Consider the following 13,616-nt stretch of genomic DNA (forward strand, 5'->3'; position numbering starts at 1 on the left):
GCGCAGGATCGCCGGCCTGTGAGATGCCAAGGAGTGAAAGCCAATGATTGCCACCAAGAGCCTGGCCGCGAGACTAGATCCCTGGGCTGAACCAGCCTGGGATATCGCATTGCTCTTCCCTGACCAAGGGGCCTGGAGCGAAGAAGAATTCCTGCAACTGGACACCAATCACCTGGTCGAGTTCACCCATGGACGCCTGGAGGTACTGCCAATGCCTAACGAGACTCACCAAGATTCCGTGTTCTTCCTGGCCGCCTTGCTCAAGGCCTTTGCAAGACGGATTGGCGGCCATGCCGTGATCGCGCCCTTTCGCCTGCGCCTGTGGCCTGGCAAAATTCGCGAGCCTGACATCATGTTCATCGCCAACGCGGCCGATCGCCGGCGCCAGCAGGCCTACTGGTCCGGCGCCGACCTGGTGGTCCAAGTCTTGAGCGAGGACGACCCTCTGCGCGACCTGTCGGTCAAACGCTTCGAATACGCCCAGGCGCGCATTCCCGAATACTGGATTGTGGACCCGACCGGCGAAACCCTGACCGTGCTGGCGCTGCAAGGTGACGCGTATCGAGAACACGGCTGCTTTGGCCGCGGGGCCACGGCCACCTCAGCCACCCTGACTGGCCTGGTAGTAGATGTGAACGCGCTCTTCGACGCGGAGTAGACGCCTGCCTGCAAGCCATTCCCACACGATCGTTTCGCTTCCTGCCCGCACCGTGGAACCAATGCGCTCGTTTTGCGTACTGTAGGCGAGGGGTTTGAGTTGCGCCTGCAGGCGCCTCGCTAACAAAAGGAGTAACTTACTATGTCATACACGGCTGAGATTAGCCGCAGCAATCCATCCTGTTTTCTGTTCCTGATTGACCAGTCCGGCTCCATGGCCGACCCGTTCGGCGGCCCCGGCGGCAAGCGCAAGGCCGACGGCGTGGCCGATGTGGTCAACCGCCTGCTGCAGAACCTGGTCATCAAATGCGCCAAGTCCGAGGGCGTGCGCGACTATTATCACGTAGGCGTCATCGGCTACGGCGCCAGAGTTGGCCCGGCCCTGGGTGGCGCTCTCGCCGGTCGCGAGATGATCCCGATCAGCGAAATCGCCAACAACCCGGTGCGCATCGAAGAGCGCGTGCGCAAGATGGACGACGGCGCAGGCGGCATCGTCGAGCAAACGGTCAAATTCCCCATCTGGCTTGATCCGGTGGCGCAGGGCGGTACGGCGATGGTGCAGACGCTGACCCAGGCGCGGACCATCATCGAAGGCTGGCTGACGCAGTACCCGAACTGTTTCCCGCCCATCGTCATCCACATCACCGACGGCGAGTCAACCGACGGCAACCCCACGGACGCGGCCAACGCGCTCAAGGCCCTGACCAGCAACGATGGGCAGACGCTGCTCTTCAATATCCATATTTCATCGCAACGCACCAACCCGCTGGAATTCCCGCCCGGCGCCGACGGCCTGCCGGACGACTACGCGCGCAGCCTGTTCGCCATGTCGTCGGAACTGCCGTCGTACATGCAGGAAATTGCACAGCAGGAAGGCTATCCGGTGACCGCCGACACGCGCGGCTTTGTCTTCAACGCGGACATGGTCGCGCTCATCCGTTTCCTGGACATCGGCACCCGGCCCAGCAACTTGCGCTAGCAGCCTGTCGGAGGGGCATCCTGGAGTCAAGGCTTCAGCCGGTTCTAGCATCCTGGAGTCAAGGCTTCAGCCGGTTCTAGCTGGAAATCGCAGTGATTTTACCGGCTAAAGCCTCGATTCCGGCCCGTTGGGGGTTCTCTCCGACAGGCTACTATAACGAAACGTCTCTGCCGGCCCAGGCTCGCCCCCACACGAACCTGGAGCCGGCTTCTGATGGAGTCAATCACTGTGCAGGTGCTTCTTGATCACCTGGCTCTGCCCAAGGCCGGGAACAGCGCCAATGACTACGAGGATGCGGCGTTTCCGTTGGATGCGCCCGTCACCCCTGTGACCCGCTTGCGGGCGGCCATCGCCGATGGCGCGACCGAAAGCTCGTTCGCCGCGCTGTGGGCGCGTCTTCTGGTCGAGGCGTTCGTGCAGAAACGACTGCTCGTGCGCAGTCAGCGTCTGCTGACGCAACTGGCCGTGCTGCACCAAACCTGGCGGCAGGCTGCCGCGTCCAAACCGCTGCCCTGGTATGCCGAGGAGAAGCTGCGCGATGGCGCCTTTTGCGCCTTCTTGGGGCTGGAACTGGCCGAGGGGCGCCGCGGGAACACCTGGCAAGCCTGGGCCGTTGGCGATAGCTGCCTGCTGCATGTGCGCGGCGACACCCTGCTCGTCGCCTTTCCGCTGACCACCGCGGAGGCGTTCAACAGCCGCCCCCTGCTGATCGGCAGCCAGGTGCGCTTTCACGCCGAAGCGGTCGGAGCGATGCACCGCACGCATGGCGCCTGGCAGCCTGGCGATCGCTTCTTTTTGCTGACCGATGCCCTGGCCGCCTGGTTCCTGGCTGCACACGCGGCCGGCGACAACCCGACCGCCACGCTTGAGGGGTTATTGGCCGACCGCGACACTGACGCGTCGGCCGCCTGGCTGGCCGACACGCGCCGCGCTCGCCACATCCGCAACGATGACACCACGTTGTTGCGCATCACCCTGCTGGGCACACCGGGAGACGCCTGATGGGCGTCTTGCACGCGGTTGCCTGACCAAACCATGCCCACACCCATCGCACCGGCTGCCCCCCAGCCCAACGAATACGACGAAGCGGTGCAGAACCCGCGCACCTGCTTTGCCGACCCGGACCTGCGCAGAGGCACGGTGGAAACCTACCCGCCCGGTCGCGGCATTCCCGGCATGCCCTGGCCGCGCAGCGGCGCCTTTGGGCAGGCTTACCGTGTCTTCGTCAACGGGCAGCAGTGGGGCGTCAAATGTTTCACCCGCCTGCACGAGGACCAGGAGGCGCGCTATCGCGCCATCTCCGCGCACCTCAAGCGCGCCAACCTGCCCTACATGGTTGACTTCGATTTTCAGCCTGCCGGCATGCGCGTCAAGGGCAAGGCGTACCCCTTGCTCAAAATGGCCTGGATTGACGGCGAACCGCTCGATGACTACATCGAAGGCCACCTCAGCCAACCGGGCGCGCTCGCCCGCCTGGCGGACCAATGGCTGGCGCTAGTGCAGACCCTGCACGCGCACGGCATTGCGCATGGTGATTTGCAGCATGGCAACATCCTGGTGGCCGCCGGCGAACTGCGTCTGATTGACTACGACGGCATGTTCGTGCCGGCCCTGCGTGGTCAGGTCAGTCACGAGATCGGCCATCGCAACTACCAGCACCCGCAGCGCAACCAGCAGCAGTTCGACGACTCGCTCGATCATTTCTCATCCTGGGTGATCTACCTCTCCTTGCTGGCGCTCAACGTGGAGCCAGAACTTTTGGTCGCGTTTCCGCGGCGGCGACGAGAAGCTGCTCTTCGATGCGGATGACTTCCGCGCCCCTGGCCGCTCGCCTGTGCTGAAGGCGCTGCGCGACTCGTCCAAGCCAGATCTGCCTCCCCTGGCTGCGTTCATCAGCGAATTGGCACGCGTGCCGCCCACCCACGTCCAGCCGCTGGATGGGCAGTTGGTCATGCGTGCCCTGGAAGAGGCGCGCGCGGCGGCGCGCGTGGCCTGGATCAACGATCATGCGCAGACTGCCCCGGTCAGTCGGGCGGCAAGCGCCGTCAGCCCGCAGCTGGCGGCCGCGCCTGCGCGGCCGCCAGCCGCCGCACCAGGCGCGGCCGGTTGGATCGCCGGTCATCCGGTGAGCCGTCAGCCGCAGGCGCCAAAACTCAGCCGGCCGTCGCCCAAGAAATGGCTGCCGGACCGCCTGTGGCCTGAACGGCTGGGCATGGCGCTGCAACTGCTGACCAGCGGCGCCCTGGTCTACCTGGCGATTCTCGGCCTGATCGTGGTCGAATGGGCCGCGCTGTGGTTTACCTCCACCCTGGCGATGATGATCGTTCTCCTGGCCTATCGCTACGTCACCCTGCCCGAATTCCGTGAGCGTTCCGATCTGCTCACCCTGGCCGCGCGCCACCAGCGGGAGCAGCGTCAGATCTCCAAGCGCCTGGACAAACTCACGGCTGCCTGGGAGCGGGAGACGAAGCGTACACAAACGGCCGCGCACAGACTGGCCACGGCCGAAACGACCTTGCGCACCCGCCAGGCGGCCGAACTACAGACGGTTGACCACGAACTGCAAGCACGCCTGGCCGGCCGACTGCAACGCTGGCAGCAGCAGAAGCGACGTGACGCGCTGGCACAGGTGCGCCTGGCCGATGAAGCCATCCCGAGCATCGGTCTGTTGACCCTACACCGCCTGACGAAGGCCGGCATCATCACCGCGGCCGATGTGGACTACGACCGTGTGCGTCAGGTGCCGCGCGTCGGCGACCAGCGGGCGCGTGAACTGGTGGCCTGGCGGCGTCAGGTGGAGGCGCGCATTGCGCCCACCCTGCCGGTTGCACTTCCGCCTGACCAGGCCGCGCCGCTGCAAAAGCAAGGCGCCAGCGACCATGAGCGCATCGAGAAGCGCCATCGCAAGCCCCTGGCGCACGCCGTGCAGGGACGTCTGGCCGAGGCGCAGCGCCATGCCCAGGAAGAGCAGAAGTTTGTGCCTGCAATCAATGAGGAAAAGCGCTGGCACGCCGATCTCGTGCAGCGCCTGCAGGAAGTCAACAACGAACTGACGGCCTACGAGACCCTGCGCTTCGTCACCTTCATGCGTCGCCTGCTCTTCCTGCGCACCTGAGCCACTGCGTGCAAGTTCACCGGTAAGTGCGCCCTTTCCATTCGCTGCGCACGCCGCGATAATAGCGCAGGGCGGAGCTCCAGGTCATGCTCAGGTAGAGCGTACCGATCAGGGGCGTTAGCAGAGGCCATAACGGTGACAAGCCATAGAATCGCCATGTGGGCCAATGGAAGGCGACCATTCCCAACCAGGCGGTCAGGCTCAGCAGGCGCGTGGATGGATTGGGGATCATCAGGCCGATCACCGGCATCCAGAACAGAAGGGCCATGACCAGGGTGAGCAGGGCAAGGATAAGGGGTGAGTAGCCCAGTTGGGTATAGGCCGAGCGGGCGATCATGTTCCAGATTTCCGATAGCCCCCGGTAGGGCCGCACGCAGGTGACGCGTCGCGAAAGGCCGATCCAGGTGCGCGCGCCGCGCGCCTTGACCTGGCTGGCCAGGGTGCAGTCGTCAATCAGCGCACCGCGCATCACCTGCAGCCCGCCAATGTCGGCAAAAAGGCGCGTTTCAAGCAAGATGCAGCCGCCGGCCGCGGCGGCCACGCGCTTCGTCGGGCCATTGGCCAGGGCAAATGGATAGAGGCTCTTGAAATAGAGGATGAACGCCGGCAGGAGGAGTCTCTCCCAGAAGCTCTGCATGTGCAGTTCGGCCATCACCGAGACGAAGTTCCGCGCGCCGTCGGTCATCAAGTGCTTCAGCGAGGCGATCACACCCGGGGCCAGGCCAATGTCGGCGTCGAGCAGCAGCGTCAGCGGGGTTTGCACGCAACGCACCCCCTGGTCCAACGCCCACAGCTTGCCGGCCCATCCTTCCGGCAACGGCGCGCCCGGTACGATGGTCAAGTTGAGGCCGGGCACGCGGCGAGCGACGCCGGCGGTGGCATCGTCCGAGCGGTCATCCACCAGGATGACGCGCAGACCCTCACCCTGGCCAGCCAGCGCGGCCAGGGTGAGGCCAATGATCGCCGCTTCATTGCGCGCCGGGATGACGACGGTTACATCCTCCAGATTGTAAGGATCGAGTGGGACGGGCGCTTCCCGCTCCAGGGTTTCGCGCTGGAGCCAGGAGAACCAGGGCTGCAACAGCGCGCCCAGCCAAAACAGGGCCGAGAGACCGGCCAGAGCCACATCCATTGCCGTAGATCACCTTCTTTCCGCCCAAACCGCCTAAACCGCCTAAACCGCGCCAAACCGCCTAAACCGCCTAAACCGCCCAAACCGCTCAAACCCACGTCGCGGCTTTCTCCGCTGCGGCGCTGCAACCCCCGCCGCAGCGGAGCCAAGTGTACCCGCGTTCTGACGCGCGGTCAAGACGCCCCATGACATCGGGTGCATTTCAAATTGGGGAATTGGGGGCAGGCGATTGTCAATCCCCCTTATTTCAAGTACAATACGCCTTACTGATCTCCGATCTCCGATCTCCGATCTCTGATCTCCGATCTCTGATCTCCGATCTCTGATCTCCGATCTCAAATCTCAAATCTCACACCCAAGGAGAAACCCACAACCCAATGCTCACCCTGGACCAAATTCGTCAGGAACTCCCTGCTGTCCAACGCGCCGTCTATCTCAACACAGGCTCGAATGGGCCGCTGCCGCGGGCGGCTGCTGTGGCGATGGCCGAGGCAGCCGCTCGGGAACTGAACGAAGGCCGCATCGTTCCGACGGCCTGGCAGGTATTCTCTGAAACCAAGATCCGCCTGCGCGAGGATTTCGCCGCGCTGCTGCACGCGCCGCCCACGAGTGTGGCGCTGACGCACAGCACCACCGAGGGCGTCAATCTGGCCCTCTGGGGGCTGAACTGGCAGGCGGGCGATGAGGTGATTACCACCACCCTGGAACACCCCGGCGTCACCGTGCCGTTGACGCTGCTGCGCCAACGAGCCGGCGTCACCGTCCGTTTCGCTGAGGTGGGTCTGGGCCAGGCCGAGCGCGTGCTCGACGCGCTGTCCAGGGCCTTCACCCGCCGCACGCGCCTGGTCGCGCTCTCGCATGTCAGCTATTCCAGCGGCGCCGTCTTCCCGCTGGCTGAGATCGTCGAACTGGCGCACCGCCACGGCGCGTGGGTGCTGGTGGACGCGACCCAAAGCCTGGGCGCCATCCCCGTGGACGTGACCGCGCTGGGCGTGGATTTCTACGCCTGCTCCGGCCAGAAGTGGCTGTGCGGGCCGGAAGGCGTCGGCGCGCTCTACGTGCATCCTGACCGCTTCGATGATCTGCTGCCGGCTTTCGGCGGTTACTCCACCTTTCTGGCGCAGAATCATCGCGGCTGGATCGTGCCGCAGCCGGGCGCGGCCCGCTACGAAAGCATCGCCTTCTACCCACCCACCATCTGGGGCATGGCCGCCGGCCTCAAGTGGCTGCGCGACGAGGTTGGCTTCGACGCTATTTTCAGCAGCATCGCGGCCAATGCCCGGACCCTGCGCGATGCGCTGGCGCCGTTGCCCGGCGTGACGCTGCTCACCCCTGCGCAGCAGCAGGCCGGACTGGTCAATTTTGACCTGGAGGGCTGGTCGCCGCAGGCATTGGCCGGCCTTGTCGAGGCCGTGGAGCAGGCCGGCTATACCATTCGCACGGTCCCGCACCCGCCCTTTGGCCTGCGCGCCTCAACCGGTTTTTTCAACACAAACGCTGAACTGCTGGGCCTGGCCGCGGAAATCCGGGCGTGGCTGGCGCGGGGACCGGCCGCCGTCAAGGCGCCGCCAATGGCGGTTGGCTTGCCGGCGCAGTATGTGAAACCGGGCTGAGGCCAGGAGAGGACTGCTGTGCTTGCACCTGAGCGGGTCGTCATCGTGCTGGTGGAGCCGCAGGACGCGGTCAATGTGGGCGCGGTGCTGCGCGTCATGTTGAATTTTGGCCTGCGCCAATTGCGCGTGGTCAACCCCGCGGCGGCTGCGCTCGACCCGGCGCGGCTGGATGACCTGGCGCACCGCAGTCAGGCCATCATCGCCGGCCTGCAGGTGACCAGCACACTGGACGAGGCGCTGGCCGATGCCACCTACGTCGTTGGCGCCACCGCGCGACCGCGTGAAGAGGCGCCGGCCGCGCACACGCCGCGTGAATTGGCGCCGATATGGGTCGCCCAAATGCAGGCCGGGCGCCTGGCGTTGGTCTTCGGGCCTGAATCGTCCGGATTGACCAACGCTGCGCTCGACCGCTGCCACGTGCGGCTGACTATCCCCACCACGCCGGACTATCGCTCGCTCAACCTGGCGCAGGCGGTCCTGATCGTTTGCTATGAACTGTGGCTGGCTGCTGACGATCCGGCGCCGACGCCGACCCTGACCCGGCCCGCCGACGCTGCAGCGCTTGTAACCATGTTCACCGACTGGCAGCAGGCGCTGACGGCCATCGGCTTTCTCAAGCCCGGCCAGGCGCCGGTCATGATGCGCCGGCTGCGCGACCTGGTTCAGCGCGCCGCGCCCAGCGCGGCTGAGGCGCGGCTGCTGCATGCCATCGCGCGTGAGATGCTTAAATTCGCCCGCCGGTTGACCTGAGAGTCTGTGAAAATATCCTGGCGGCAGTTCGGAGGTGGCATCATGACCACAACCTGTAGTGGCTTGGTGTTCGAAAACTACCACATGCGGTATGCCATCGCAGGGGTGTTACGCACCCCGGAGATATTTTCACAGACTCTGACAAGAGGTACTTTATGCAAGACAACGACATTCACCCGATCATGATCGCCCTGCGTGCGGCCGTTGGCGCCTGGCGGTTATCCATTGTGGACGCCCTGGCCCAGCGGGCCGAAACCCCCTACAAGATCCTCATCACCACCATGCTCAGCCTGCGCACGCAGGACACCACCACCGGTCCGGCCAGCGAACGCCTGTTTGCCCTGGCCGATACACCGGTTGCCATGTTGACCCTCAGCGCCGAGGCCATCGAGCAGGCGATTTACCCGGTCGGCTTCTACAAAGTCAAGGCGCTGAACGTGCTCAAAGTGTCACGCATCCTGCTCGAAACCTACGACGGACGCGTGCCCGCGACCATCGAAGAGCTGATCGAACTACCCGGCGTGGGGCGCAAAGTAGCCAACCTGGTGTTGACGATGGGCTATGGCTTGCCCGGCATCTGCGTTGACACCCATGTCCATCGCATCAGCAACCGCTGGGGCTATGTGCAAACCAAGACGCCGGAACAGACCGAATTTGCCCTGCGCGCCAAGCTGCCGCCCGCGTACTGGATCGAAATCAACGGGCATTTGGTGATGCTGGGCCAAAACATCTGCCATCCCACCTCCCCGCGCTGCAGCCAGTGCCCGCTCAGCGCCTGGTGTGAGCGCGTCGGCGTCGTGCGCAGCCGTTAGCCCCGCTCCTGTAGGTCCGGCCTCCTGGCCGGACAACGTTGGACAAGAGAAGCAAGTTCTGCGGCGGAGGGCGTCGTCACGCCGGAGACGTGACCTACGGCTGGTTGCGCCCGTCGCAGGTTGCCTTCTTGCCAAATCAACCTGACTCGGTTATAATTTGTGCGGTCGAACGGGGCGTAGCGCAGACCGGTAGCGCACTTGAATGGGGTTCAAGTGGTCGGAGGTTCAAATCCTCTCGCCCCGACCTGATGACAAGGCCGATGGTTGCACAGCCGTCGGCTTTTCGCTATCTTTCGGTTGCATAGGAAAGGCGGCATCTATGACAGATGCCTCATGGCTCGATCGAGAGCCTTTTGCTGTCGAACAAAATACGAACGGGACACACCTGCCCGCTCCGGCCCCGGACCAGACGAGCGATTTTCTGGAACGGGTCAAGGCGGGCATGTCTATTGCTGCCGACATCAGTCGCGCAGATATTGTGCTGTTCCAGTTGCAGCGTAACGAATTGGTCGTCATGGCCCATGCCATGCCGGCGTCCATCTCGTCGCTCTACCGCCAATCTGCCCTACATCGCACCTATCACACGCAGGAACATCCGTTGGCGATGGAGGCCTTGACCAGCGGCGCTCATCGGCGCCGCCTGCGCGAGGTGCTGACCGATGGCGCACCGGTGGACGAAGAGGTGTGGCCGGTCATTGATGGTAACGGTGTCATCGTCGCGGCCTTCAGTGTCCTGACCAACCTGATCGAACACGAACGCCATCGCCGACGAAAGCGTATCTTTCAGACAGCCATGCGTTGGCTGAAGTGGATGGCAGTGCATGGTGAGTTGCGAGGCGCCGAGGACTTGTCCCCTTTCCATGAATTCGACGGCATCCTGTATGTCAACGAAGCCGGGTCCATCGAATACCTCAGCGGCATTGCCATCAACCTCTATCGCCGGGTCGGATACCTTGAGGACATGCGCCGTCGCGGGCTAAGCGGGCTGGCCACCAACGACGAAGCCGTGGTCGCGCGCGCGCTGCGCGCGCAGCGCTGCCTGGAAGAAACGGTCGAGTTTGGCGATCATTACTGGGTACACAAAGCCGTTCCTCTGCGCCAGGCGCAGCCGCAGTGGCAGCAGCCGCGCACCTGGTTCAACCCACACACTCTGCCCCTGGTGCCGGCCGGCGCCTTTTTGTTGATCCATGACGCCACCGAAGCCCGCCATCGTGAGCAGGAGCTTAAGATCAAGTCGGCGCTTATCAAAGAAGTACATCATCGGGTCAAGAACAACCTGTCGTCGGTCGCATCCCTGGTACGGATGCAGGCGCGGCGCATCGTGACCGTGGAAGATGCCCGGGCGGCCCTGGCCGACACCGAGGAACGCATTCGCAGCATTGCGATCATTCATGAGTACCTGGCGCGCGAGGAAGGTCGCCCCATCAGCATGCGCGAAGTGTGCCAGCGCATCGCGGAAGAGGTCAAACGCATCGAACAAAAGCCGGGCCAGGTCATCACCATTACGCTCGCTGGTCCAAGTCTGCACCTGGCGAGTCGTCAGGCCACCGCCTGTTCGCTGGCCATCAATGAGCTGATTTCCAACGCGATCGAACACAGCACCGAACCGGTCATGCGCGATGTGCTCATTGATGTCGTGCTCGAAGATGGCGGCGATTTCGTGCGCCTGCAGGTCACAGATGATGGCCCGGGCCTGCCGCACGACTTCAACCTGCAAACGGTGCGCGGCCTCGGTCTGCAAATCGTGCGCACCCTGGCCCAGGAAGATCTCAAGGGCAAGTTCGAAATACGCGGCAACATCCCCAAAGGGACGACCGCAATCGTTGAGTTTCCAAAAGCGTCACTGGCTGACGCTTGACCCAGGCGGCGCGGACGCTGCTGTCCACGCCTGGATCGTTCTCGTTGTGAAGAGGGGGACTACTGTGGAACGTACCCGTATCATCATCGCCGATGACGAAACGCTCATTCGCATGGACCTGCGCGAAATGCTCACCCACCTGGGCTACCTGGTGGTTGGTGAGGTGGGGGATGGGCGCAGCGCCGTCAACCTGGCGCGTGAACTGCGCCCGGACATCATCATCATGGACATCAAGATGCCGGACATGGATGGCATCGAAGCGGCCAAGGTGTTGACAGAAGACAAAATCGCGCCCGTCCTGCTTCTCAGCGCGTACAACCAGCGTGACCTGGTGGTCCGTGCGCGCGAGGCCGGGGTGGCCGGCTACCTGGTCAAACCGTTTCGTGAAGCGGACCTGGCGCCCGCCATCGAAGTCGCGCTGGCGCGCTTCCAGGAATTCCGCGAGTTGGAAAGACAAGTGGGCGATATCCAGCTTGCACTGGAGACGCGCAAGCTGGTTGACCGCGCCAAGGGCATGCTGATGGATCGCCAGGGCATGACCGAGGCTGAGGCCTTCCGCCGTATTCAGAAGATGAGCATGAATAACCGCAAGCCCATGAAGGAAGTGGCCGAGGCCATCATCCTGGCGCACCAGGTGGGCGAAGGTTGATTGCAGAAACGAACAACGTGCTGACAGCGGTTGGCCGGCTGTCAGCACGTTGACAAGTCTTTCGATTAGGCGTAAGCGATCCGCTGGTTCGTAGTGGCGACTTCAGTCGCTCTGTGGCCGCAGAAACGGCTAAAGCCGTCACTACGAACTGCCTGGCAACTTACGCCGCCCACTATTAGAAGTTCAGTCCACCGCCCAGGTCGAGCACACTGATGCCGAGCAAGGACAGGATGAACGCCAGCAGAACAATGAGCAGGATCAGAATCAGCATCCCCAGGGCCGTCGCCGCCATGAAGCCGCAGCCGAATTGAAAGCCATCGGCAAACGTCAGGCTGCGTATTTCCTCCACCACCGGTACAATTTCGGTCATAACCGGCTCTGTCAACGTTGTTTTCTCCTTCGATGGCACAGGTAACGCCGTTTGTGCGGCAGATCAAATACAGAATATCCTGCAAACAGGCCCAAATTGCGCCTGTTTGTATAGGCGGAAAAGCGCAGTCCGTTCCTGCTTGCAGTATAGCACAGGTTGAAACGGCAAAGCAATTTGCCAGGACATCCGGTAACAAGGGCCGGGCACAGCGTTGGGCCACTCTGCCACTGCTCCTGGTTGCGTGGGGGTTGATGCTGGTTGCGCTCGACGCCCACCCCATCCGTGAAGATGAGGCCCTCTACGCCGCCTGGGCGCTGGGACTGGCGCGCCATGACTTCTGGCTGGTTGGCGTGCCAGTGGACAAACCGCCTCTGTTTCTCTGGCTGTTGGCCGCCTGGCAACAGACGGTCGGCAGCAGTGTCGCGGCCATGCGCCTGCTCAACGTCGCCCTCAGCCTGCTCAGCGCCACTCTGCTCTATGCGCTGGCTCGACGTCTGACCGACCGCCCTAGCGCCTGGCTGACTCTGGCGGTCTACGCTGCATCGCCCTTCGCCATTCTCTTTGCGCCCACCCTCTACACCGATCCCTTGCTCACCACCACCCTGCTGGCCGCGTGCCTGGCTGCCGTACAGCGCCGCTGGGGTTGGCTGGGCTTCTCCCTGGGCCTGGCACTGGCCACCAAACAGCAGGCGCTGCTCCTGCTGCCCCTACTGGTATGCCTGATGCCGCGCCCGCTCGCGCACCCGGCCTGGGCGGCCTGGCGCGGCCTTCTCGGCCTCATCCTCGCGCTCGGCCCCGCCCTGGTCTGGGATGCCCACCGCCTGGCGCTGACACCGCCTGGCGGTCCCCCCACCGTTTGGGTTCAGAGCGCGGTCAGCTACGGCGGATTGTCCCTGGCGCCGCTCAGCGCCTGGCTGCCGCGCCTGGTCGCCTGGCTGACGCCCGCACAGGTTCTTGCGCCGGGATGGGCGTCAGCCGGACTGCTCCTGCTCGGCGTGGCCTTAGCCCTGCGCCAGGGCTGGCAGCGACGCTCTTCACCCAGTTCTAGGCCGTGGCGATCCCCGGCGGGGCCGCCGTGGGAATTGCCGCTGCTTGGCTTTGTGCTGATCTACCTGGCGCTGCAAGTTGTGGTATCATTTCAGGTGTGGGATCGTTACCTGCTGCCGCTGGCGCCGCTGTTGGCTCTGTACAGCGCGCTGGCTCTGCGCTGGCTGTGGCGGCGCGGCGGCCCGATCATCCTGCTGATTGGCTTGCTCCTGCTCAGCGTTCCGGCCTGGCGGGCAGCTCACGGCGGCTATCCCGTTGGCAGCGATCACGGCGCTTACGACGGCATCGAAGAGGCGGCGCTGGTGGTGCGTCAGTATTTGCCCGACAACCCATTCGGCGTGCTCTACCATCACTGGTTGGGCTGGCATTGGCAATACTACCTGGACAGCGCGCAGTTCCAGCGTATCTACTATCCCACGCCGGATTACCTGGCCGCCGACGCCGCCGGCCCCCCGCAGTACACGCGCCTGGTCGTCATACCCGCCTGGCGCCAGGACGACGCACTGGCCGCAGCGCTCGCCGCACAGGGCCTGCGCCTGCACTGGCTGCATTCAACCTATCGCCCCGACGGCTCCCCCTCGTTCCTAATCTATCGTATCGAACCGATCTCTGATCTCTGATCTCCGATCTCCGA

The 13,616-nt window shown here is 64.0% G+C and carries 13 protein-coding genes and 1 tRNA gene; 12 read left to right on the forward strand and 2 right to left on the reverse strand.

Annotated features, from left to right (window positions below; genetic code table 11):
- Positions 1–43: 43 nt before the first annotated feature.
- The 5 genes from IPF85_RS09370 to IPF85_RS09390 all read left to right on the forward strand — a co-directional run bounded on the left by IPF85_RS09370 (position 44) and on the right by IPF85_RS09390 (position 4,751).
- The gene (locus tag IPF85_RS09370; protein WP_343407819.1) at positions 44–658 is read left to right on the forward strand and encodes a Uma2 family endonuclease; all 615 of its coding nucleotides are present in this window, start codon (positions 44–46) and stop codon (positions 656–658) included.
- Between the two features lie 141 nt (positions 659–799).
- On the forward strand, positions 800–1,636 hold the full coding sequence (locus IPF85_RS09375) for a vWA domain-containing protein (RefSeq protein ID WP_343407820.1): 837 nt from the start codon (positions 800–802) through the stop codon (positions 1,634–1,636).
- A 213-nt stretch (positions 1,637–1,849) separates the two neighbouring features.
- Positions 1,850–2,638, forward strand: a complete 789-nt coding sequence (locus IPF85_RS09380) for a hypothetical protein (protein ID WP_343407821.1) — start codon at positions 1,850–1,852, stop codon at positions 2,636–2,638.
- A 33-nt stretch (positions 2,639–2,671) separates the two neighbouring features.
- Positions 2,672–3,445, forward strand: coding sequence for a hypothetical protein (locus IPF85_RS09385; protein ID WP_343407822.1), 774 nt, complete (start codon positions 2,672–2,674; stop codon positions 3,443–3,445).
- A 25-nt stretch (positions 3,446–3,470) separates the two neighbouring features.
- A complete protein-coding gene (locus IPF85_RS09390; RefSeq protein ID WP_343407823.1) occupies positions 3,471–4,751 on the forward strand; it encodes a hypothetical protein in 1,281 nt (426 codons plus the stop codon).
- Between the two features lie 16 nt (positions 4,752–4,767).
- Here IPF85_RS09390 and IPF85_RS09395 read toward each other — a convergent pair whose 3' ends face one another.
- Positions 4,768–5,883, reverse strand: coding sequence for a glycosyltransferase (locus IPF85_RS09395; protein ID WP_343407824.1), 1,116 nt, complete (start codon positions 5,881–5,883; stop codon positions 4,768–4,770).
- A 377-nt stretch (positions 5,884–6,260) separates the two neighbouring features.
- On the opposite strand from IPF85_RS09395, the gene IPF85_RS09400 reads away from it, so the two are divergent.
- From IPF85_RS09400 to IPF85_RS09425, 6 genes are all read left to right on the forward strand, one after another.
- Positions 6,261–7,496 (forward strand): aminotransferase class V-fold PLP-dependent enzyme, encoded by a 1,236-nt coding sequence (locus tag IPF85_RS09400; protein WP_343407825.1) that lies wholly within the window; start codon positions 6,261–6,263, stop codon positions 7,494–7,496.
- 18 nt (positions 7,497–7,514) lie between these two features.
- Complete coding sequence (locus IPF85_RS09405; protein WP_343407826.1) at positions 7,515–8,246, forward strand: RNA methyltransferase; 732 nt, start codon at positions 7,515–7,517, stop codon at positions 8,244–8,246.
- 155 nt (positions 8,247–8,401) lie between these two features.
- The gene (gene nth / locus IPF85_RS09410; RefSeq protein ID WP_343407827.1) at positions 8,402–9,058 is read left to right on the forward strand and encodes an endonuclease III; all 657 of its coding nucleotides are present in this window, start codon (positions 8,402–8,404) and stop codon (positions 9,056–9,058) included.
- A 170-nt stretch (positions 9,059–9,228) separates the two neighbouring features.
- Positions 9,229–9,302, forward strand: a tRNA-Pro gene (locus IPF85_RS09415).
- 75 nt (positions 9,303–9,377) lie between these two features.
- On the forward strand, positions 9,378–10,916 hold the full coding sequence (locus IPF85_RS09420; RefSeq protein WP_343407828.1) for a histidine kinase N-terminal domain-containing protein: 1,539 nt from the start codon (positions 9,378–9,380) through the stop codon (positions 10,914–10,916).
- A 64-nt stretch (positions 10,917–10,980) separates the two neighbouring features.
- Positions 10,981–11,565: a response regulator gene (locus tag IPF85_RS09425; RefSeq protein ID WP_343407829.1), complete on the forward strand. Its 585-nt coding sequence runs from the start codon at positions 10,981–10,983 to the stop codon at positions 11,563–11,565.
- Positions 11,566–11,740: 175 nt separating this feature from the next.
- Here the strand turns inward: IPF85_RS09425 and IPF85_RS09430 are convergent, their stop codons facing one another.
- Positions 11,741–11,950, reverse strand: coding sequence for a hypothetical protein (locus IPF85_RS09430; protein ID WP_343407830.1), 210 nt, complete (start codon positions 11,948–11,950; stop codon positions 11,741–11,743).
- A 236-nt stretch (positions 11,951–12,186) separates the two neighbouring features.
- Between IPF85_RS09430 and IPF85_RS09435 the strand changes: the two genes are divergently transcribed.
- Positions 12,187–13,602: a glycosyltransferase family 39 protein gene (locus IPF85_RS09435; protein WP_343407945.1), complete on the forward strand. Its 1,416-nt coding sequence runs from the start codon at positions 12,187–12,189 to the stop codon at positions 13,600–13,602.
- The last annotated feature ends 14 nt before the right edge of the window (positions 13,603–13,616 follow it).

This window comes from Candidatus Amarolinea dominans (assembly GCF_016704685.1).
Classification (GTDB): domain Bacteria; phylum Chloroflexota; class Anaerolineae; order SSC4; family Amarolineaceae; genus Amarolinea; species Amarolinea dominans.

Excerpts from the sequence above, each read along its gene's own strand:
- IPF85_RS09420 (WP_343407828.1), top strand. The coding sequence starts at position 9,378 with ATGACAGATGCCTCATGGCTCGATCGAGAGCCTTTTGCTGTCGAACAA.
- IPF85_RS09385 (WP_343407822.1), top strand. The coding sequence starts at position 2,672 with ATGCCCACACCCATCGCACCGGCTGCCCCCCAGCCCAACGAATACGAC.
- IPF85_RS09395 (WP_343407824.1), bottom strand. The coding sequence starts at position 5,883 with ATGGATGTGGCTCTGGCCGGTCTCTCGGCCCTGTTTTGGCTGGGCGCG.
- IPF85_RS09380 (WP_343407821.1), top strand. The coding sequence starts at position 1,850 with ATGGAGTCAATCACTGTGCAGGTGCTTCTTGATCACCTGGCTCTGCCC.
- IPF85_RS09400 (WP_343407825.1), top strand. The coding sequence starts at position 6,261 with ATGCTCACCCTGGACCAAATTCGTCAGGAACTCCCTGCTGTCCAACGC.
- nth (WP_343407827.1), top strand. The coding sequence starts at position 8,402 with ATGCAAGACAACGACATTCACCCGATCATGATCGCCCTGCGTGCGGCC.
- IPF85_RS09435 (WP_343407945.1), top strand. The coding sequence starts at position 12,187 with ATGCTGGTTGCGCTCGACGCCCACCCCATCCGTGAAGATGAGGCCCTC.
- IPF85_RS09370 (WP_343407819.1), top strand. The coding sequence starts at position 44 with ATGATTGCCACCAAGAGCCTGGCCGCGAGACTAGATCCCTGGGCTGAA.
- IPF85_RS09375 (WP_343407820.1), top strand. The coding sequence starts at position 800 with ATGTCATACACGGCTGAGATTAGCCGCAGCAATCCATCCTGTTTTCTG.